Source organism: Bacteroides acidifaciens (assembly GCF_903181435.1).
Classification (GTDB): Bacteria; Bacteroidota; Bacteroidia; order Bacteroidales; family Bacteroidaceae; genus Bacteroides.
Genome location: NZ_CAEUHO010000001.1, coordinates 1894013 through 1909647, shown reverse-complemented (window position 1 = coordinate 1909647; position 15635 = coordinate 1894013). Strand labels below are relative to the sequence as shown.

The window sequence follows — 15635 nt, the reverse complement described above, 5'->3', positions numbered from 1 at the left end:
ATTTGATAAAGTATGCAGTTCCAGAAGTGAATGACGGATTTGGAAATAAGCTGAGCGGAGATGAATCTACCGATTTTGATATAGGTGAATATAACAGAGTAAGTGCCTTGGGATTGAGAGAATCTACATATTTTCAATTTGAGATTGAAGGAGGTTCTGTTGCCTATTTTAAAACAGATAAAGGTGTAAAAAACCAAGTAAAAGTTGGTGGGTTGGAATATGCAAGGAAAGGTATCGTACGTGGACAAGGAAATAGAGGAACAGGGGCATTAAAATCCGGCATTCCTATTTATTTTGAACGTATGAATACAAAAGGTGATAAGATTGTCAATGCAGTACAGATTGTATTTTATGATAAAAAGACAGCTTCTAATTTTTATAATAGATATAATAAACTATTTAAAGATAGATTTAAATGAGAAGAAAAACAACGTTCTTATTTAGTATTCTATTGTGTACATTTCTATGTAATGCACAATATTTGAAGAGGGATAATATGTTTTATCCACATTTGGATGTAATTGTTGCCAACTATCACAATTGCTATTTCAAATTTCCCGATTCAGTCGAGGATTTGATTCGTTTTACAGAATATTTCTTAAAGACTTATTCTAACGATAACGCCACTAAGAGTAATCTTGAAATAAATATCCTTCCCTATTTGAAAAAGAACAAGAAACGTATATCAATAGAAGAAGAGAAAGAATATACTTATACTATGCGGATGGAAGGCGATACTTTGGTATATGTGCCACCTGGATTCTGGCCTTTTTCTCCCTGCGAAAATTCGTTTTTTATAGGAGAAAGACCTAATGATTATTATCACTATTATGAAAAGTTACGTGTGCCCCGTTGTTATTCGTCCAATAATAGAATTATTTTCTTTCCCGATAAGGTTTATCAAGATTTTGAAAAAGGTATTCGACTGACTCAACAAAAATATATTGATATTTCTAATGGTTCCATACCATATAAATATTATATATATGAGAATGATACAGTTCCCATATTCTCTATGTTGGAATATAATTTTGGAAAACCTCTTCGTTACTATTGCAGTGACGAACGAATTGTTTCCCAATCACCTTTTTATGTAAATTTAGAGGTATTCCTAAAAAAATTCTGCAAAAAACATCAATGCAAACAGATACTTTTCATGCTCCCAGATTATAATCTATCGGATAACAACCAATTGTGAGTTTCTGAAATATTTGATATGGGGTTGGGATAAGAAAATCCCCATAAAAATTGAATCGGCAATCTGAAAAGTTGCCGATTCTTATGATGACAAAGTGATGAATAATTCAAATATTTATCCTGCATTAAGAAAAATGGATAAATACAGACAATTTTAAACAGCATTGGCAAGAAAGATATGTGAATAAGGCTATGAAAAGAATTGGACTACCCATATTACAACAATATTACAACTCACAAGGAATAATAAGATCAAATGATGCTATAGTGAAGTCAATGTATGGATTTTTAAATTAATTGATTATGAAAAAGTATCTTATAGTAATAATGTTATTGATTGGAGTGCTATCATGCAGAATAGATAGGGCTGGTAGTTATGAAATGAAAGTGTTTAATGAGATTTTTGATAACTTGATTGAGGAGATGGGGGCATTAAGTAGTTTTGAAGTTCCCCCTCCTCCAATACCATTTCTTGATAACAACAATCCAATAGTGTATGACACTGCTGGATATGATAAAAAGATTGCTGAGATTGAGAGAAAAAATAGGAAAATGAGAGATACGACCTTCGTTATTGCTGTTTTTGATACTCTATTCCCTTGTTATAATCTAAATTTAGATATGAACTATATCGGAAAACAATTAATGGAACCGGATTATATTGAGGCACTTAACTCTGTGAATAAGTACTCAATACAAAGTCGTCCACTGAATTTGTCCGAAATAGAGAATAGAAAACGGTTCATATTGAAATACACTTCAGAGTTTCCTGAAGGATTTAAAATATGGGAAAGAGAAAACTATAATTTTCTTTTTTCAGGAATATTGGGTATGTCGAGGATATACTTTGATAAAGAAAAGAGAGTTGGACTCTTTTATTGTTTTTATGCTTGTGGACGGCTTTGTGGTGAGGAAGTAATTATTTGTATTCGCAAAATTAACAATAAATGGGTTATTGATAAAACAATATTATTAGGAGTATCATAGCTATATCGAAATAAATATGAACTGAATAATCACAAATATCATTAGTGTCTTACCCTGATTTATCTGTTTACATGGTAAAAGCCTGTTTAATTGAGTTTAAACAGGCTTTTAATTTGCACTAAAAATCACATTTTTTTATGTTAAGATGTGTTTCAATGATACATTTTGTTTTTTGGGCAGGAATTTTTTGATTTGGCGATTGTACTTGCTGTCGATACGTGTACCGGTTGTAATACCGTTTTCCCAATGCGATAATGCCGATGACATTCTCGTTACGGTTGATAAACAAACGTCTGCGTTTTCCCTCAATCTTTACATACAATGACGAAGGGTTTTTCTCGTTGCGGAGATAGGCTTCCGCTGGATGAATAGTGTCAGTTTCCATATTTGTAAGTCATTAAATTATGTATTTCTCTTTGTTGATTTTTAGGGGTCGTTTTACGGTTCAGAGTTTCGGTATTTCTCCTGCCCTTTGCAATATTCCGTCCCGGTAGAACTCGATTCGTCCGGATTTGAAACCCATTTCGCCGAGGGCTATGTTCCTGATATAGTTCCGATACTGTGTGCCCGAAAAGTTTTTTCCACACAGGTTGTTGAAGAACATCGGGATAGAAACCCCGTCCTCGCTTTTCAATACGACTTTGCCGTTCTGTCTGATTTCGTCTTTCATACTGTCTTGTTTTTTAGTTGTTGAACATTTTTTTTTCTTTCTCTGCTTTCGTCCGGCCGAGTAGGTCTGTTTTCAGTTTTTCAAGGCAGGAAAAAAGATAAAAGAAAGCATGATAAGCCAAACCCGGATAGGAAACCGACCATGCAATAGTCTGTTTCCGTTATCCGAATGGAATGCGGCTTGGCGGCGATGCGCTTTATACCAACTTCGCCGACGAAAAGAGAAAGGCTGACCTGCCGACGGAGGAGAGAAAATTGCAGATATAACAGGGTAAAGCGGTGAGAGACAGGAGAAAATACCCCAGAAAATTTGCATCGCAGCAAAGTTTATGTAATTTTGCAGTTGTATTTCAAAATTGCATAAATAAATATGGAGACAAAATATATCCGCAGGGAATTATCCGCCGTGATAGAAGAGGCGTACCGCTATTTCTCGGTCATAACCATTACCGGTCCCCGTCAGTCCGGCAAGACAACGCTGATCCGTAATCTGTTCCCGCACCTGCCGTACTACTCTTTGGAGAACCTTGATGTGCGGAGCTTTGCCGAAAACGACCCGGTCGCTTTTCTGAACCAGCATGCGGAGGGCATGATTCTCGATGAAGTGCATAATGCTCCGAATCTCTTGTCGTATATACAAGGTATGGTGGACGATGACGCAGACCGGCGGTTCATCCTTTCGGGCAGTTCGCAGTTCGCCATGCTGAAAAAGGTTACGCAGTCCCTGGCGGGACGTACCGGTGTATTCGAGCTGCTGCCCATGTCTTACTCCGAGATACGGGAGATTGCCGCCGATACGCCGCTTTACAATCTGCTGCTGAACGGGTTCTATCCCGCGATTTATTCGGGGCGCAATGTGCCCAAATTCCTCTATCCGGCCTACATGAAAACCTATCTGGACAAGGACGTGCGCGATTTGCTGCAAATCAAGGACATGATGCAGTTCCACACGTTTATCCGTCTGTGCGCCGGGCGTATCGGTTCGCTGTTCAAAGCCTCTGAGCTGGCGAACGAAATCGGTATCAGCTCGCACACGGTCACGGCGTGGCTTTCCGTCTTGCAGGCATCCTATATCGTGACCCTGCTGCCCCCGTATTTCGAGAATACGCGCAAACGGCTGACCAAAACTCCAAAGCTCTACTTTACGGACACGGGGCTTGCCTGCCATCTGCTCGGTATCGAATCTCCGGAACAACTTGCCCGGGATAAGATGCGGGGGGCGCTGTTCGAGAACTTCATCGTGATGGAAGCGTTGAAACGGCGGTATAATCGGGGTAAGGAGAGCAACCTCTATTTCTACCGGGATTCAAACCAGAATGAGATAGATCTGCTGCTGAAAAAAGGTTTGGGATTTTACGGTATCGAAATCAAGTCGGCAATGACTTATCATGCGGACTTTGAAAAGGCGTTGAAACAGATGGACGGTTGGGTCAAAGGTCCTGTAGAGGGCAAGGCGGTGGTCTATGCGGGCACGCTCGAAAACACCGCCGGAGAAATCAGCCTGCTGAATTATGCCCATCTGGACAGTGTGTTGGAATAAGCTGGCTGGGGTCGCGACGCTTGCCGCTGCGTAAAAATTCACAGTTCACCGCGTAAAATGTAACGGTATCTATAAAACATCAGAATATCAAACGATTAAAAGGCATGTCCTTTTGGTAAATGTGAGACAAGCGCTTCGATGACCATCTTCCGCTCAAGCCGTTCAAGTCGCACGGCATACGGATGGAAAGCCTTACCATATCATGTTCATGCCGTGCAGCAATTTTATCAGTCTTAATATTATTCGAAAAGTGTAATATGCTATATCGTAAGATTGAAAGTTATATTGAAAACCGAAGAAATAAAAAGAGCCGAACGACTTATGACTGATTATTACGAAGAAAGAGGAAAGGAGATATTAAAATGAATACAAAGACTTTAGACCAGATTAAGAATGAATATTACGGTGAAATTGGAATGCCGGAACGGGATAGGCTTGAACGGGAACTTGAGGCTTTGCGTATCGGTTTTAAGATACGAAATGCAAGAGAAAAGTTGAATATGGCTCAAGCTGAATTTATATTTTCCCCTGATATAAACTCACTAATAACCAGTTTATATCAGGGGAATTTTTTTTCTTCTTATTTCTTATAAACCAACTTGCTCGGCACACCGTCTCCAAACAAACTATCGCCCAGCGTTGTAATCTTATCTCCCGTAGCCAACACGTAACGCAGATTATCGCATCCCATAAACGCACCGAACTCGATAGCCGTCACACTGGCCGGCAGCTCCAACGTACCGCACAGGCGACCGCAATTGCTGAACACGCGCTGCCCGATAGATTTCAGATTATGCGGTAATTTCATATTCAACAGATACTTCTTCTGCGCGAAAGTAAAATCGGGGATAGCCGTTGCATTTGTTTTTGAAATATCGACCGATACCAGATTCGGCATATAATCGCGGATAAGTTTGAAATCGGCATTGTCCAGTTTACCTTCAACGGTGAGGAAGTTGATGTCGCGGGGTTGAAGCCCTGCTTTCAGAATCTCTTCTTCCAGTTTGCCCATAAGTCCTACCTGCAAAGTTGCTTCTACCGGTTCGCCTTCGATGAAAGCAAAGTTCTGCCATCTGTCCTTGTAGCGGTAAGCGTCGCTGCTGCCCAGAGGGACGAAGATAGCGGTAACGCTGTCCGCCAATGCTTCCGGCAACAGGTTGGGAGCTGTCTTTTTGCGAATCTGGCAAATTTTCAGATTCTCGCAGCCTTTGAAAGCGGCGTCTTCGATATTCTTGGTCTTTTCGGAGAGGATTACTTTTTCTAAAGTTTGTTTGCCTTTGGTCACTCCGTCCACTACGCTGGAGAAAGCATAGGCAGGGATAAAGTTCGGCATATAAATGTAGAACTTGCCGTTGGGATAGGTTCCCGATTTCCCGCTGTACATTTTTATTTCGGCATTCGAAATATCCAGCACTTTCAGGTTATCGAACTCATCACGCAGGTGTCTGAAATCTTCGGCATTCAATTTTCCGGTAAGGGTGAGGTGGGTGACGGCGTTGGCTTCGTCTTCCGTCATCATGGAAATCAGTGTTCCCGGTTTGCTCACATAATACGTTTTACTCACTTGCGCTGTGGCTCCTAATGAGTTGGCAGCCAATAAGAAGCTTATCAATAGTAGTTTAATTTTCATAATTTTGCGGATTTGTTCTGACAAATATAGGAAAAATAGAGATTACATGATGTTTTTTTATGTTTTATATCTAATTTTGTAGTCGGATTAACAAATTGTAAAGATGACGGCAGACAACATCGTAGAGAAAAAAGAGCCTAAGAGACTTCCCGTATGGGCGTGTATTCCCCTGTTTATTGTGGTGTTTTTTGTATGTATGGGATTGTATGGTATATTGGCTCAAGGGTTCTTGTCATTGGTTCTTGGTGTGGAAGCACGTCATCCGGGGATGGTGGGGTATATTCTGCTCGAAGGCAGTATGCTGCTGGCTGTTCTTACTGCTACTGTCATTATGCTCCGGTTGGAGCGGCGTCCGTTCTCCGATTTGGGATTGTCCGTCAAGGGGCATGCCAAAGGGTTGTGGTATGGATTTCTGTTGGCTGTTTTGCTGTATCTGGTAGGCTTCGGATTGTCCCTGGTTATGGGAGAAGTGGAAGTGACCGGTTTTCAGTTCAAGCCGTTGGATTTACTGGGAGCGTTGCTGTTTTTTCTGTTAGTCGCGCTGTTTGAAGAGATTCTGATGCGCGGGTATATTCTCGGACATCTGCTGCATACCCGTTTAAATAAATTCCTGTCGCTGTTCATTTCGGCGGCGTTGTTCGCATTCCTGCATATTTTTAATCCGGAGATAGACTTCCTGCCGATGATAAATCTTGTGTTGGCAGGCATGTTGCTGGGAGCTTCCTATTTATATACCCGGAATCTTTGTTTCCCCATCTCGCTGCATCTTTTCTGGAACTGGATACAAGGTCCGATTCTAGGCTACCAGGTGAGCGGGAACAATTTCATGTCTACGATGCTGAAATTGCATATGCCCGAAGAAAATGTGCTGAATGGCGGAGCCTTCGGTTTTGAAGGCTCGCTCATTTGCACAGTACTTATGATAGTATTTACGATTCTGATAGTCTGGTGGGGAGAGAAGAGAGAGGCAATCAGTCTTGCGGTACCCCAATCATGCTGAGTTGAATCCGTTTCCGGTCGGTATCTACGTTCATCACTCTCACCATGACTTGCTGATGGATGGATACGACTTCCGTCGGGTCGGAGATGAAACGTTCGGCTAGTTGGGAGAGATGCACGAGTCCGTTCTCCTTGATTCCTATATCGACGAAAGCACCGAAATTGGTGATATTGCCGACAATGCCCGGAAGAATCATGCCTTCGCGCAAATCGGCTATGGTACGCACGTTCTTGTCAAATTCGAATACCTTGATAGCTTTACGCGGGTCACGTCCCGGTTTGTCAAGCTCTTGCAGGATATCCTGTAAGGTAGGCAGACCGACCGTGGGAGTGATATAGTCGGAGATGTTAATCTTCTGGCGAAGTTCCTTGCCGGCTATCAGTTCGTTGACGGTACATTTCAGGTCTTTTGCCATCTGCTCTACGATGTGGTAGCTTTCGGGATGCACGGCTGTGTTGTCCAGCGGGTTCTTTGCTCCGGGGATACGTAGGAATCCTGCACATTGCTCGAAGGCTTTTGCACCCATGCGCGGGACTTTCATCAGTTCTTTGCGTGAGCCGAAGGCGCCGTTCTCTGCCCGGTAGTTGACGATGTTTTGCGCCAGTTGCGGGCCTAAGCCGGAAATATAGGTCAGCAGATGGCTGCTTGCCGTGTTCAGGTTGACTCCGACGAGGTTCACGCAGTTCTCTACGGTCTGGTCGAGCGCTTTCTTTAGTTTCGTCTGGTCTACATCGTGCTGGTACTGACCGACTCCGATGGATTTAGGGTCTATCTTGACTAATTCCGCCAACGGGTCCATCAGCCGGCGTCCGATGGAAACGGCTCCTCTGACTGTCACGTCATATTCGGGAAATTCGTCGCGGGCGATTTTGGAAGCCGAATAGATGGAAGCTCCCTGCTCGCTGACTACAAATACGGGAATCTGGCGGTCGAAACTTTGGCGGCTGATGAAGTCTTCCGTTTCACGGCTTGCCGTCCCGTTGCCGATGGAGATGGCTTCTATCTGATAGGCTTCGACCATCTTACGGAGTTTTGCTGCTGCTTCACTGGTTTTGTTGACCGGCGGATGTGGGTAGATATTTTCGTTGTGCAGCAGGTTTCCTTGTGCGTCGAGACAGACGACTTTGCATCCGGTACGGAATCCGGGGTCGATGGCGAGCACCCGTTTCTGCCCCAATGGAGCTGCGAGAAGTAGCTGGCGAAGGTTTTCGGCAAATACGCGGATGGCTTCATCGTCCGCCTTCTCTTTCGATTGGGCGGCAAATTCCGTTTCGATGGAAGGTTTGAGCAGGCGTTTGTAAGCGTCGACGGTGGCTTCGTTCACTTGCCGGCTACATTCGGTGTTGCCGCGTACGAACTGGCGTTCCAGGCGTTCGATGCACGCTTCGTCGTCCGGGGTGATGGAGACTTTCAGCAGTCCTTCCGCTTCTGCCCGGCGGATGGCTAGCAGGCGGTGGGAAGTGCAGCGTTTGAGCGGTTCGGAGAAGTCGAAGTAATCACGGTACTTGGCGGCTTCTTCCTCTTTGCCTTTCACTACTTTGGCGCTGATTTCCGCCTGTCGGGCGAATTGGTTACGCACGGCATTACGGGCACGTTCGTCTTCGTTCACTTGTTCGGCGATGATGTCACGGGCTCCTTTCAGAGCGTCTTCCACGTCTTTCACTTCACCTTTCACGAAAGATGCGGCACGGGCGTCGAGATTGTTTTCTCTTTGTAACATCAGGATAGTGGCAAGCGGTTCCAATCCTTTCTGGCGGGCTGCTTCGGCACGTGTCTTCCGTTTGGGCTTGTAGGGGAGATAAATATCTTCCAATTCCGTCGGGTTCCAAGTGTCGTTGATACGTTTTTCCAGTTCGGCGGTCAGTTTTCCCTGTTCGGTGATGGTGCTGAGAATCGTCTCTTTCCGTTTGGCTATGTCGCACAACTTATCGTGTTGCTCCTTGATTTGCTCTATCTGGACTTCATCCAGCCCGCCCGTAACTTCTTTACGGTAGCGGCTGATGAAAGGAATCGTAGCACCTTCGTCCAAAAGACGGAGGGTACTGCTTATTTGTCTTTCCGGTATTCCTAACAGTCCGGAAATCATTTTGTGAAATAATTCCATAAACAGTTTTTTGAAAATGAATGAGCGACAAAAATACATATAAATCTCATAAACCCGACAAGTTTTATTATATTTGCAGCTTAAATAAATGAATTGACACATCAAAACTGCATGATTATGCCAAAGTATTCCGGATATCTTTTTATCTTCTTCATTTGATTGTCAGTATGGCGGATGGTTCTCCTTTCCGGTTGGATAAGGATCTTCGTTTCTATCTATTTGGGGTGGTCAATAAGTAGCAAAAAGTGTTCATTTTGTCTTGTAATATCCTGTCTTGGCTTGTGTTTCTGATTTATAGCTGGTATATTTGTCGGAAAAAAGAGAGAGAACATGGATATTCAAAATGTTCCGAAGATTGGTATTTCTTCGGTAGTTCATTCTAAGCATATAGATTTCAAGAAGATAGATGTTGTCGATAATGATATAGCGCTCTTCGATACGGAGAGCGTTATATCATTGTACAACGGTCCAAGTAAGATGGAAGTGTTGACGATAGGGCTTTGTCTGGAAGGTGAGGGGGCTTTTAATATCAGTTTACGTGAGTTTCACCTATCGCCGGGGGTGATGGTGGTGGCGTTGCCGAATCAGATTATAGAACACCGGTATTTCAGTCCTGACTATAAAGGTATATTTTTTGCCGTGTCGAAGAATGTATTTGAGACGTTGCCTAAAATGGGAAATATGCTTTCATTGTTTTTCTATCTGAAGGATTATCCGTGTTTCAACCTTGCTCCGCATGAGCAGGAAGTGGTTAAGGAGTATCATGTGTTTGTGAGAAAGCGGTTGAGGGATAAAGAGGGGACATACCGCAGGGAAGTTGTGTTGGGGCTGATGCAGGGCTTTTTCTTCGAACTTTGCAATATCTTTAACAACCATGCTCCTGCGGCGGCTGCCTCGCCTAAAGCGAAAAGCAGGAAAGAGTATATCTTCGAACGTTTTTATGAGTCGTTGGTTGAGTCATATCAGTCTGAGCGTAGTGTGCAATTTTATGCGGACCAACTCTGTCTGACTCCCAAGCATTTATCGGGCGTGGTGAAAGAGGTTAGTGGAAAAACAGTAGGAGAGTGGATTGATGAATTTGTTATTCTGGAAGCGAAAGCGTTGTTGAATTCTTCAAGTATGAATATACAGGAGATTGCCGACCGGTTGAATTTCGCGAACCAGTCTTTCTTTGGGAAGTACTTTAAGCATTATACGGGCATGTCTCCCAAGGAATATCGGAAAAGCCGATAACGGGAAATTCCGTTATCGCAGATGGGAATGTCTTTATAGCACCCCGGAACGTACGCGGCTTAATGTTTCGGGTGTCATCAGCAGGTAAGAGGCTATGTGCGCCAGTGGAGCCCGTTTGATGATTTCGGGATGGGTTTCGAGCAAGAGGTTATAGCGTTCGCGGGCGGATTCAAAACGCCAGGAGTCTGCTTTTACTTGTGATACGATAAGGGAGTATTCCAATATTTTCTGATAGAACATATTGATTTCCCAGTTCTCTCTCGCCAGTTTTTGTATCATATCCCGGGGGAACAGGTAGATGATGGAAGGTTCCAGGGTTTCTACAATCAGCCGTGTAGGTACTTGTTTCAAAAAACTTTCGATACACATGACAATACAGCCTTCATAAGAGAAGTGTTCGGTGACGTCTTTTCCATTCTTATAGTAGTACTGTCTGAGCATTCCTTTGCCGACAAATACGATTTCGTGGGCAACTTCTCCTTCATTCAGCGCGATAGCGCCTTTAGGGAATTCTTTACGAATCAGTATGCTTTCTATCTGTCGCCTTCCTTCTATACTCATCTCGGGAAAACGGGAGTTTACAACGGCATTTACGGTATCTCTTAATAGTGTATCCATGTCTTTTCTGTCTTGTTGTGTGCAAAAATACTAAAAACGGTTGACATAAATCAAGTGTGCTGCAAAAAAGATGTATATTTGTTCTCTAAATCAAGATGTAAGATGATAATGAATAAGATAATAGGATTGGCAGTATTACTGCTTTGTTTCTGTAGCTGTGCGAGGGATAATGATGCTATTTATTATCCGGTAGGTAATGTGGATGTAGAGAATGGCGGTCCGGCTTTGGAAGATGGAAAGGGTGAATTGGTTGCCCGAAGTTATAATACTGAAGATTATGTGCTGGACACGGTAGCGCAATATCCGGGGGATCCTATCCTCGGCAAACTGACATTTATGGTGAATCTGAAAAATCAATTGGCTGGTCAGGAAGCAAACGGGTTTAATGGAATCGGTAAATCGGGATTGACGATGAGCCTTGGCTACAAGGATGGCAACTATCCGGAAGAAAGCCAGGTTCCTGTCTATACCTCGCCGGACGTAACCACGGCATATGCAGTAAAGCTTCGCTTGAAAGGCGAATTGACCTTGTCTGGGGACGAATGGATGATTGACTTTGTTTATGCCCAACTGGCGAGCTTGTTTCAGCCGTATCCGCCTGCATCTTTCCCTGAAGTCTTTATGTGTACAGGCGGGGAGCAATCATTTGCCTATTTCGACTCTTTTCGCAGAACCTGGACATTCGATATAGAATATAATCGTTCGAACCTTTCTTTCAGCCAGTTATATTTCAACTTGTTTGTGAATCTGGCAGGGCAGAAGCGGGAAGATAGAATTCGACTGAGGATTGATAGGGAATCTTTCTTTGAGATATATAAATTAGAAGAGTAAGTGTAGTTCTAACTACAATTTGCGTTTTTTCTTTTGAGAATATTACTTTATAACGCCTAAAAACAATATCTTGAGATAAATATGAGGTAATAAAAAAGCCCCTTACTACTTGTAAGGGGCTAATAATCAGAAAGTAGTGGGTACGAGAATCGAACTCGTATTACATGCGTGAGAGGCATGTGTCCTAACCGTTAGACGAACCCACCGGAGTTTTAATTGATTTAAAAAGAGCTAAGTTCTAAAACTTAGCTCTTTTTTATATTGAGATTTTGCGGAAGCTGGGGGATTCGAACCCCCGGTACCCTTACGAGTACGTCAGTTTAGCAAACTGGTGGTTTCAGCCACTCACCCAAACTTCCTTGAACCCGCATTCTCTCTCAAATGCGGTGCAAAGATAAGGGGAAGTTTTCGACTATGCAAATCTTTTAGCAAGATTTTTTTTACTGTTTTTTTGAGAAAGGAGATAACATCCTATGTTTCAAATATTAAACGGGAGAATTTTTTTTCGGTGTCTTTGGCTTTTGTCATTCTTATATAATAAAGTAACTATGTTGACTGGATATTGACATTATAGGGATACAGAAAAAAAGAGCAGAGAAATAAGCATAAAAAAAAGGCTATCTATCCCAGACAGCCAATCTTTTTTGTTAACCTTAAATCTAATACTATGAAAAACACATTGCAAATATACGGACTTCTGTGAAATTAGCAAATAAAACAAGGAAAAACGCATGTTTTATAACATTGATTAAATATTTGATTCTTCAATTCTATTTTTATTAAGTTTTTCGGCGCTCTGAATGCTATATTCCCAATATTTATCACATAATTTCAGATAACTGGCTTCAGCGCTTTTACCGCCTAAAGAAATGGCATACATCTTTGTCTGTTTGGCTTTTGCCCGCTCTATGCTTTTGGCTAACATATTATCGACAGGATGCATTTCAAAGTCGGACACTGTGATGATGTCTGCTTTCATATATCCTTCCTCGCTGATTTTTCGCAAAGCATGAGTGATAACGGGTTCCATATCTGTGCCACCATGAAAAGACTGGCTCAGGAAATCGACAAGACGGTCGAAGCTACTCCCCAAATCGGTGATTTCAATACATTCAATATCATCCGAGAAAAGGATGATATAGCATTTCCGATGTTGCACTTCCGTCAGTTCGGCGATGGCGAGCAAGGTTGACTTCGCGATTCTTTCCCGTTCTCCCGCCATAGAACCGGAAGTATCCAGGCAGACGATGAAAGGACCTTCGGCTTCTTCGGAGACTTCATTTCCTGCCATTTTCTTGTCATTGATAGCTTGCTTTTCGTGCGATTGGTAATCGATAACTTGAAGCCGTTTCTCTATAAAACGTTCGAAGAATACGGTTTGCAGGCTTTTTTCTGCCAGGTAGCAATATTCGAGAGGGAGAAGGCTGTTCAAATCGTTTCCTTCACTGATGCCTGTAATATCACTGCGTGTGGCATGCGACACGATTTGCTCCCGATGGATGCCCGCAGTCATTTTGAAACGTTTCCGGCTGCTTTGATGCTTCTTTCCTAATATCTCCACCAATTCGCGGATTACTGGATTCCGTTTGATGGTTTCTTCGTATTCCAGGATTTGCTCCGCTATCTGTTTGTGGTTACGGAGCAGCCAGACGAGGCGTGAACCGCCGCGCACCGGGAGATTTTTGGAGAGTGACAGTTGAAGACGGTAAAAGTCATCACAGAGTTGTTCGATATGCTCCATCTGGTAGTTGAACTCGTTGTTCGAGAGTAACGTATGCCATTTGTCGAAAAAAAGAGCACGCAGAGCTTTCCATTCCTTGGAACGCGGGCTGATAACAGCAAAACGTTGGAGATAATATTTCACGTTCAGGTCTACCAGGTGATATTTCATGGAAAAGGGATAAGCACTGTTTTTCAGAAATTGGAGAAACTTGGCATCGGACGCTTCATCCATTTCGTGGAAATATTCCCATTGCGATGCATAACGGGAATAGAAATCCTGCAAAGAGGGTTGTGTATGGCGAAAATACTGATGAATATCCGCATCCAGTTCTTCGGGGCGGATAATCAAGTTGTGCAGTTGTTCGTCGTACACGTCGTAGGCTATTCCCTGCAATTTCTCGTAGTAGATGTCTTGCAGGTGTTTGAGCCTAATACTCTCTGTTCTCTTGTTCATGGGCATGGGCGATGATGCGAAGCTCGTTCCGGTAGTTTTCGATGATATGTGCAGTTTCTCCTAAAATCCGTCTAATCTTGCTTTTCTGTGATGGGCTCAGGAAAAGATGTTCTTTCGTGTATGCAGTCTCCCGTTCTGAAATCGTCTTGTATTCTACTTCCATCTGATGGAGCAGGTCGATGACTTCCTGCAAGGTGAATTCGAACGGAGTACTGTCATCTTGCTGTGCCGGCAGAGGGTCGCAATTGTCGTAGCATAATAGCGGATACTCCTGGTTGTTGACAAAAACAGAGCGCTTTCCTTTTCGGAGAGAATAAATGTTCTTTTGTGCAACGTTCCTGTTTTTTACGAAGTCGTAGGCTTTCAGGATTTTGTTGACAGGGCGAAACTTATCTTGCTGGATATAGAATAGCCGGTTGCTGTCTTTTTTCAGAGATTGGTAGTCCGAAGCAAATATGAGCAGGTTTCCGGCGATATGATATCCCTCGATGCGATGATAAAATGTATCTACCACCTGGATTCCCGGGTCGCTGAGTTCCCGCAGGCTATGTTCGGATTTCATATTTTCTTTCAAGCTATCCAGTTTCTGCTCCAACCTTTTTTCGCCTAACAGATAAGCATTGATACCCCGTGTTATGGATTGCTCTACCATTTCTTCGATAATGGGTAATTGAGAGACTTCGTCCCACAGGCAGGCACTCATCAAGAGACAATCGGAGAAGTGGATTCCCGCAGATTCGTTCAGATAGGCGGAAGTGCGGAGCAGACCTACTATTTTCTTCCAGCGGCGGTCAGATATATAGATGGGCGGGGTATTTTCATCGCGTCCTGTGTTATACAGCTCTATTTCCCGTTTGATATTATGAATCAGTTCGAAGATTGTATAATGGATTCCTACTTTTTCACTTTCAGCTTGTATTTTAGAGTATAATTCATCGTTTATCTGGAGTTCTCTGGGAATTTCGGGTTCCATCTCTTTCGTGGAAGAAATCATCTGGTCGAAAGCATATTCCTGCTCGATGCATCCTACAAACTGGCGAACCAGGAAACGGTCGTACAATGCTTCCAGTCCTTCGCCTTTGGCGGATAGTTCGTTGGAAGCGGCAATCAGGGCTTTCAGAGGTACACGAACCGTGAACTGTCCGTTGCGATATATCTTTTCATTGATAACCGTCAGGAGTGAATTCTGAATGGCAGGTCCGGCTTTCCATATTTCATCCAGGAAAACAATCGTGGCCGTGGGTAAATACCCTTTTGTGATGCGTTCGTATGTATCTTCGTCCTTCAACTTGGATATAGAAACTGGGCCGAATATTTCGTCGGGTGTACTGAAGCGTGACATCAGATACTCAAAAGCGTCCGCATCCTTGAAAGCAAGCTTGAGCCTTCGAGCCACCAGACTCTTGGCTACCCCGGGGGGACCCAACAGAAAGATGCTCTCACCTGCCATAGCTGACAGCAGGGAAAGTGCGATGGTATGTTCCTTTTCAAATACTCCCTCGTTGAGAGACTTTAGTAATTGGGTGATATGCGATTTGATAGACTTCATACGACAGATGATTTTATGTGTTGTCAGTGGGGGACAAAGATACAAGAATTCCTTGAAATGAACTTCATAATTCCTTGAAACGAATTTTATCAGTTCCGGAA

General features: G+C 43.1%; 15 protein-coding genes and 2 tRNA genes. 8 read left to right on the top strand and 9 right to left on the bottom strand.

Translation table 11 applies throughout. The features are described from left to right. The first annotated feature begins 2 nt into the window (after positions 1-2). From CLIN57ABFB40_RS08050 to CLIN57ABFB40_RS08040, 3 genes are all read left to right on the top strand, one after another. The gene (locus CLIN57ABFB40_RS08050) at positions 3-419 is read left to right on the top strand and encodes a hypothetical protein (protein WP_175629609.1); all 417 of its coding nucleotides are present in this window, start codon (positions 3-5) and stop codon (positions 417-419) included. Further along, positions 416-1198: a hypothetical protein gene (locus CLIN57ABFB40_RS08045; protein ID WP_175629608.1), complete on the top strand. Its 783-nt coding sequence runs from the start codon at positions 416-418 to the stop codon at positions 1196-1198. The genes CLIN57ABFB40_RS08050 and CLIN57ABFB40_RS08045 overlap by 4 nt, the downstream gene beginning before the upstream one ends. Positions 1199-1500: 302 nt before the next feature. Then, entirely contained in the window at positions 1501-2184 is a 684-nt protein-coding gene (locus CLIN57ABFB40_RS08040) for a hypothetical protein (RefSeq protein WP_175629607.1), read from the top strand. Positions 2185-2302: 118 nt separating this feature from the next. Here CLIN57ABFB40_RS08040 and CLIN57ABFB40_RS08035 read toward each other — a convergent pair whose 3' ends face one another. Together CLIN57ABFB40_RS08035 and CLIN57ABFB40_RS08030 are read right to left on the bottom strand one after the other, a co-directional pair. Further along, positions 2303-2569, bottom strand: a complete 267-nt coding sequence (locus CLIN57ABFB40_RS08035; protein WP_175628351.1) for a hypothetical protein — start codon at positions 2567-2569, stop codon at positions 2303-2305. Between the two features lie 60 nt (positions 2570-2629). Continuing rightward, on the bottom strand, positions 2630-2854 hold the full coding sequence (locus CLIN57ABFB40_RS08030) for a hypothetical protein (RefSeq protein WP_175629606.1): 225 nt from the start codon (positions 2852-2854) through the stop codon (positions 2630-2632). Between the two features lie 369 nt (positions 2855-3223). Between CLIN57ABFB40_RS08030 and CLIN57ABFB40_RS08025 the strand changes: the two genes are divergently transcribed. After that, on the top strand, positions 3224-4393 hold the full coding sequence (locus tag CLIN57ABFB40_RS08025) for an ATP-binding protein (protein WP_175629605.1): 1170 nt from the start codon (positions 3224-3226) through the stop codon (positions 4391-4393). A gap of 362 nt (positions 4394-4755) precedes the next feature. Continuing rightward, the gene (locus tag CLIN57ABFB40_RS08020) at positions 4756-4986 is read left to right on the top strand and encodes a hypothetical protein (protein WP_254871721.1); all 231 of its coding nucleotides are present in this window, start codon (positions 4756-4758) and stop codon (positions 4984-4986) included. On the opposite strand, the gene CLIN57ABFB40_RS08015 is transcribed toward CLIN57ABFB40_RS08020, so the two are convergent. Beyond that, on the bottom strand, positions 4974-6023 hold the full coding sequence (locus tag CLIN57ABFB40_RS08015; RefSeq protein WP_175629604.1) for a leucine-rich repeat domain-containing protein: 1050 nt from the start codon (positions 6021-6023) through the stop codon (positions 4974-4976). The two genes, CLIN57ABFB40_RS08020 and CLIN57ABFB40_RS08015, sit on opposite strands and share 13 nt — an antisense overlap. Positions 6024-6126: 103 nt before the next feature. Here CLIN57ABFB40_RS08015 and CLIN57ABFB40_RS08010 point away from each other — a divergent pair, with 103 nt between their 5' ends. Further along, positions 6127-7023 (top strand): CPBP family intramembrane glutamic endopeptidase, encoded by an 897-nt coding sequence (locus CLIN57ABFB40_RS08010; protein ID WP_175629603.1) that lies wholly within the window; start codon positions 6127-6129, stop codon positions 7021-7023. Here CLIN57ABFB40_RS08010 and CLIN57ABFB40_RS08005 read toward each other — a convergent pair. Continuing rightward, the gene (locus CLIN57ABFB40_RS08005; protein WP_175629602.1) at positions 6995-9127 is read right to left on the bottom strand and encodes a Tex family protein; all 2133 of its coding nucleotides are present in this window, start codon (positions 9125-9127) and stop codon (positions 6995-6997) included. The genes CLIN57ABFB40_RS08010 and CLIN57ABFB40_RS08005 overlap by 29 nt on opposite strands. A 330-nt stretch (positions 9128-9457) precedes the next feature. On the opposite strand from CLIN57ABFB40_RS08005, the gene CLIN57ABFB40_RS08000 reads away from it, so the two are divergent. Then, complete coding sequence (locus tag CLIN57ABFB40_RS08000) at positions 9458-10360, top strand: helix-turn-helix domain-containing protein (protein WP_175629601.1); 903 nt, start codon at positions 9458-9460, stop codon at positions 10358-10360. Between the two features lie 33 nt (positions 10361-10393). Here CLIN57ABFB40_RS08000 and CLIN57ABFB40_RS07995 read toward each other — a convergent pair whose 3' ends face one another. Beyond that, entirely contained in the window at positions 10394-10978 is a 585-nt protein-coding gene (locus CLIN57ABFB40_RS07995) for a Crp/Fnr family transcriptional regulator (protein WP_175629600.1), read from the bottom strand. 15 nt (positions 10979-10993) lie between these two features. Between CLIN57ABFB40_RS07995 and CLIN57ABFB40_RS07990 the strand changes: the two genes are divergently transcribed. Beyond that, a complete protein-coding gene (locus CLIN57ABFB40_RS07990) occupies positions 10994-11809 on the top strand; it encodes a DUF3845 domain-containing protein (protein WP_175629599.1) in 816 nt (271 codons plus the stop codon). Between the two features lie 134 nt (positions 11810-11943). On the opposite strand, the gene CLIN57ABFB40_RS07985 is transcribed toward CLIN57ABFB40_RS07990, so the two are convergent. From CLIN57ABFB40_RS07985 to CLIN57ABFB40_RS07970, 4 genes are all read right to left on the bottom strand, one after another. Then, positions 11944-12015, bottom strand: a tRNA-Glu gene (locus tag CLIN57ABFB40_RS07985). Between the two features lie 66 nt (positions 12016-12081). Further along, positions 12082-12168 (bottom strand) — tRNA-Ser (locus CLIN57ABFB40_RS07980). A gap of 389 nt (positions 12169-12557) precedes the next feature. After that, positions 12558-13985: a VWA domain-containing protein gene (locus CLIN57ABFB40_RS07975; RefSeq protein ID WP_175629598.1), complete on the bottom strand. Its 1428-nt coding sequence runs from the start codon at positions 13983-13985 to the stop codon at positions 12558-12560. Beyond that, positions 13960-15534, bottom strand: coding sequence for an AAA family ATPase (locus CLIN57ABFB40_RS07970; protein WP_175629597.1), 1575 nt, complete (start codon positions 15532-15534; stop codon positions 13960-13962). The genes CLIN57ABFB40_RS07975 and CLIN57ABFB40_RS07970 overlap by 26 nt, the downstream gene beginning before the upstream one ends. Between the last annotated feature and the right edge of the window lie 101 nt (positions 15535-15635).

Excerpts from the sequence above, each read along its gene's own strand:
- CLIN57ABFB40_RS08045 (WP_175629608.1), top strand. The coding sequence starts at position 416 with ATGAGAAGAAAAACAACGTTCTTATTTAGTATTCTATTGTGTACATTT.
- CLIN57ABFB40_RS08040 (WP_175629607.1), top strand. The coding sequence starts at position 1,501 with ATGAAAAAGTATCTTATAGTAATAATGTTATTGATTGGAGTGCTATCA.
- CLIN57ABFB40_RS08035 (WP_175628351.1), bottom strand. The coding sequence starts at position 2,569 with ATGGAAACTGACACTATTCATCCAGCGGAAGCCTATCTCCGCAACGAG.
- CLIN57ABFB40_RS08030 (WP_175629606.1), bottom strand. The coding sequence starts at position 2,854 with ATGAAAGACGAAATCAGACAGAACGGCAAAGTCGTATTGAAAAGCGAG.
- CLIN57ABFB40_RS08025 (WP_175629605.1), top strand. The coding sequence starts at position 3,224 with ATGGAGACAAAATATATCCGCAGGGAATTATCCGCCGTGATAGAAGAG.
- CLIN57ABFB40_RS08020 (WP_254871721.1), top strand. The coding sequence starts at position 4,756 with ATGAATACAAAGACTTTAGACCAGATTAAGAATGAATATTACGGTGAA.
- CLIN57ABFB40_RS08015 (WP_175629604.1), bottom strand. The coding sequence starts at position 6,023 with ATGAAAATTAAACTACTATTGATAAGCTTCTTATTGGCTGCCAACTCA.
- CLIN57ABFB40_RS08010 (WP_175629603.1), top strand. The coding sequence starts at position 6,127 with ATGACGGCAGACAACATCGTAGAGAAAAAAGAGCCTAAGAGACTTCCC.
- CLIN57ABFB40_RS08005 (WP_175629602.1), bottom strand. The coding sequence starts at position 9,127 with ATGGAATTATTTCACAAAATGATTTCCGGACTGTTAGGAATACCGGAA.
- CLIN57ABFB40_RS08000 (WP_175629601.1), top strand. The coding sequence starts at position 9,458 with ATGGATATTCAAAATGTTCCGAAGATTGGTATTTCTTCGGTAGTTCAT.
- CLIN57ABFB40_RS07995 (WP_175629600.1), bottom strand. The coding sequence starts at position 10,978 with ATGGATACACTATTAAGAGATACCGTAAATGCCGTTGTAAACTCCCGT.
- CLIN57ABFB40_RS07975 (WP_175629598.1), bottom strand. The coding sequence starts at position 13,985 with ATGAACAAGAGAACAGAGAGTATTAGGCTCAAACACCTGCAAGACATC.
- CLIN57ABFB40_RS07970 (WP_175629597.1), bottom strand. The coding sequence starts at position 15,534 with ATGAAGTCTATCAAATCGCATATCACCCAATTACTAAAGTCTCTCAAC.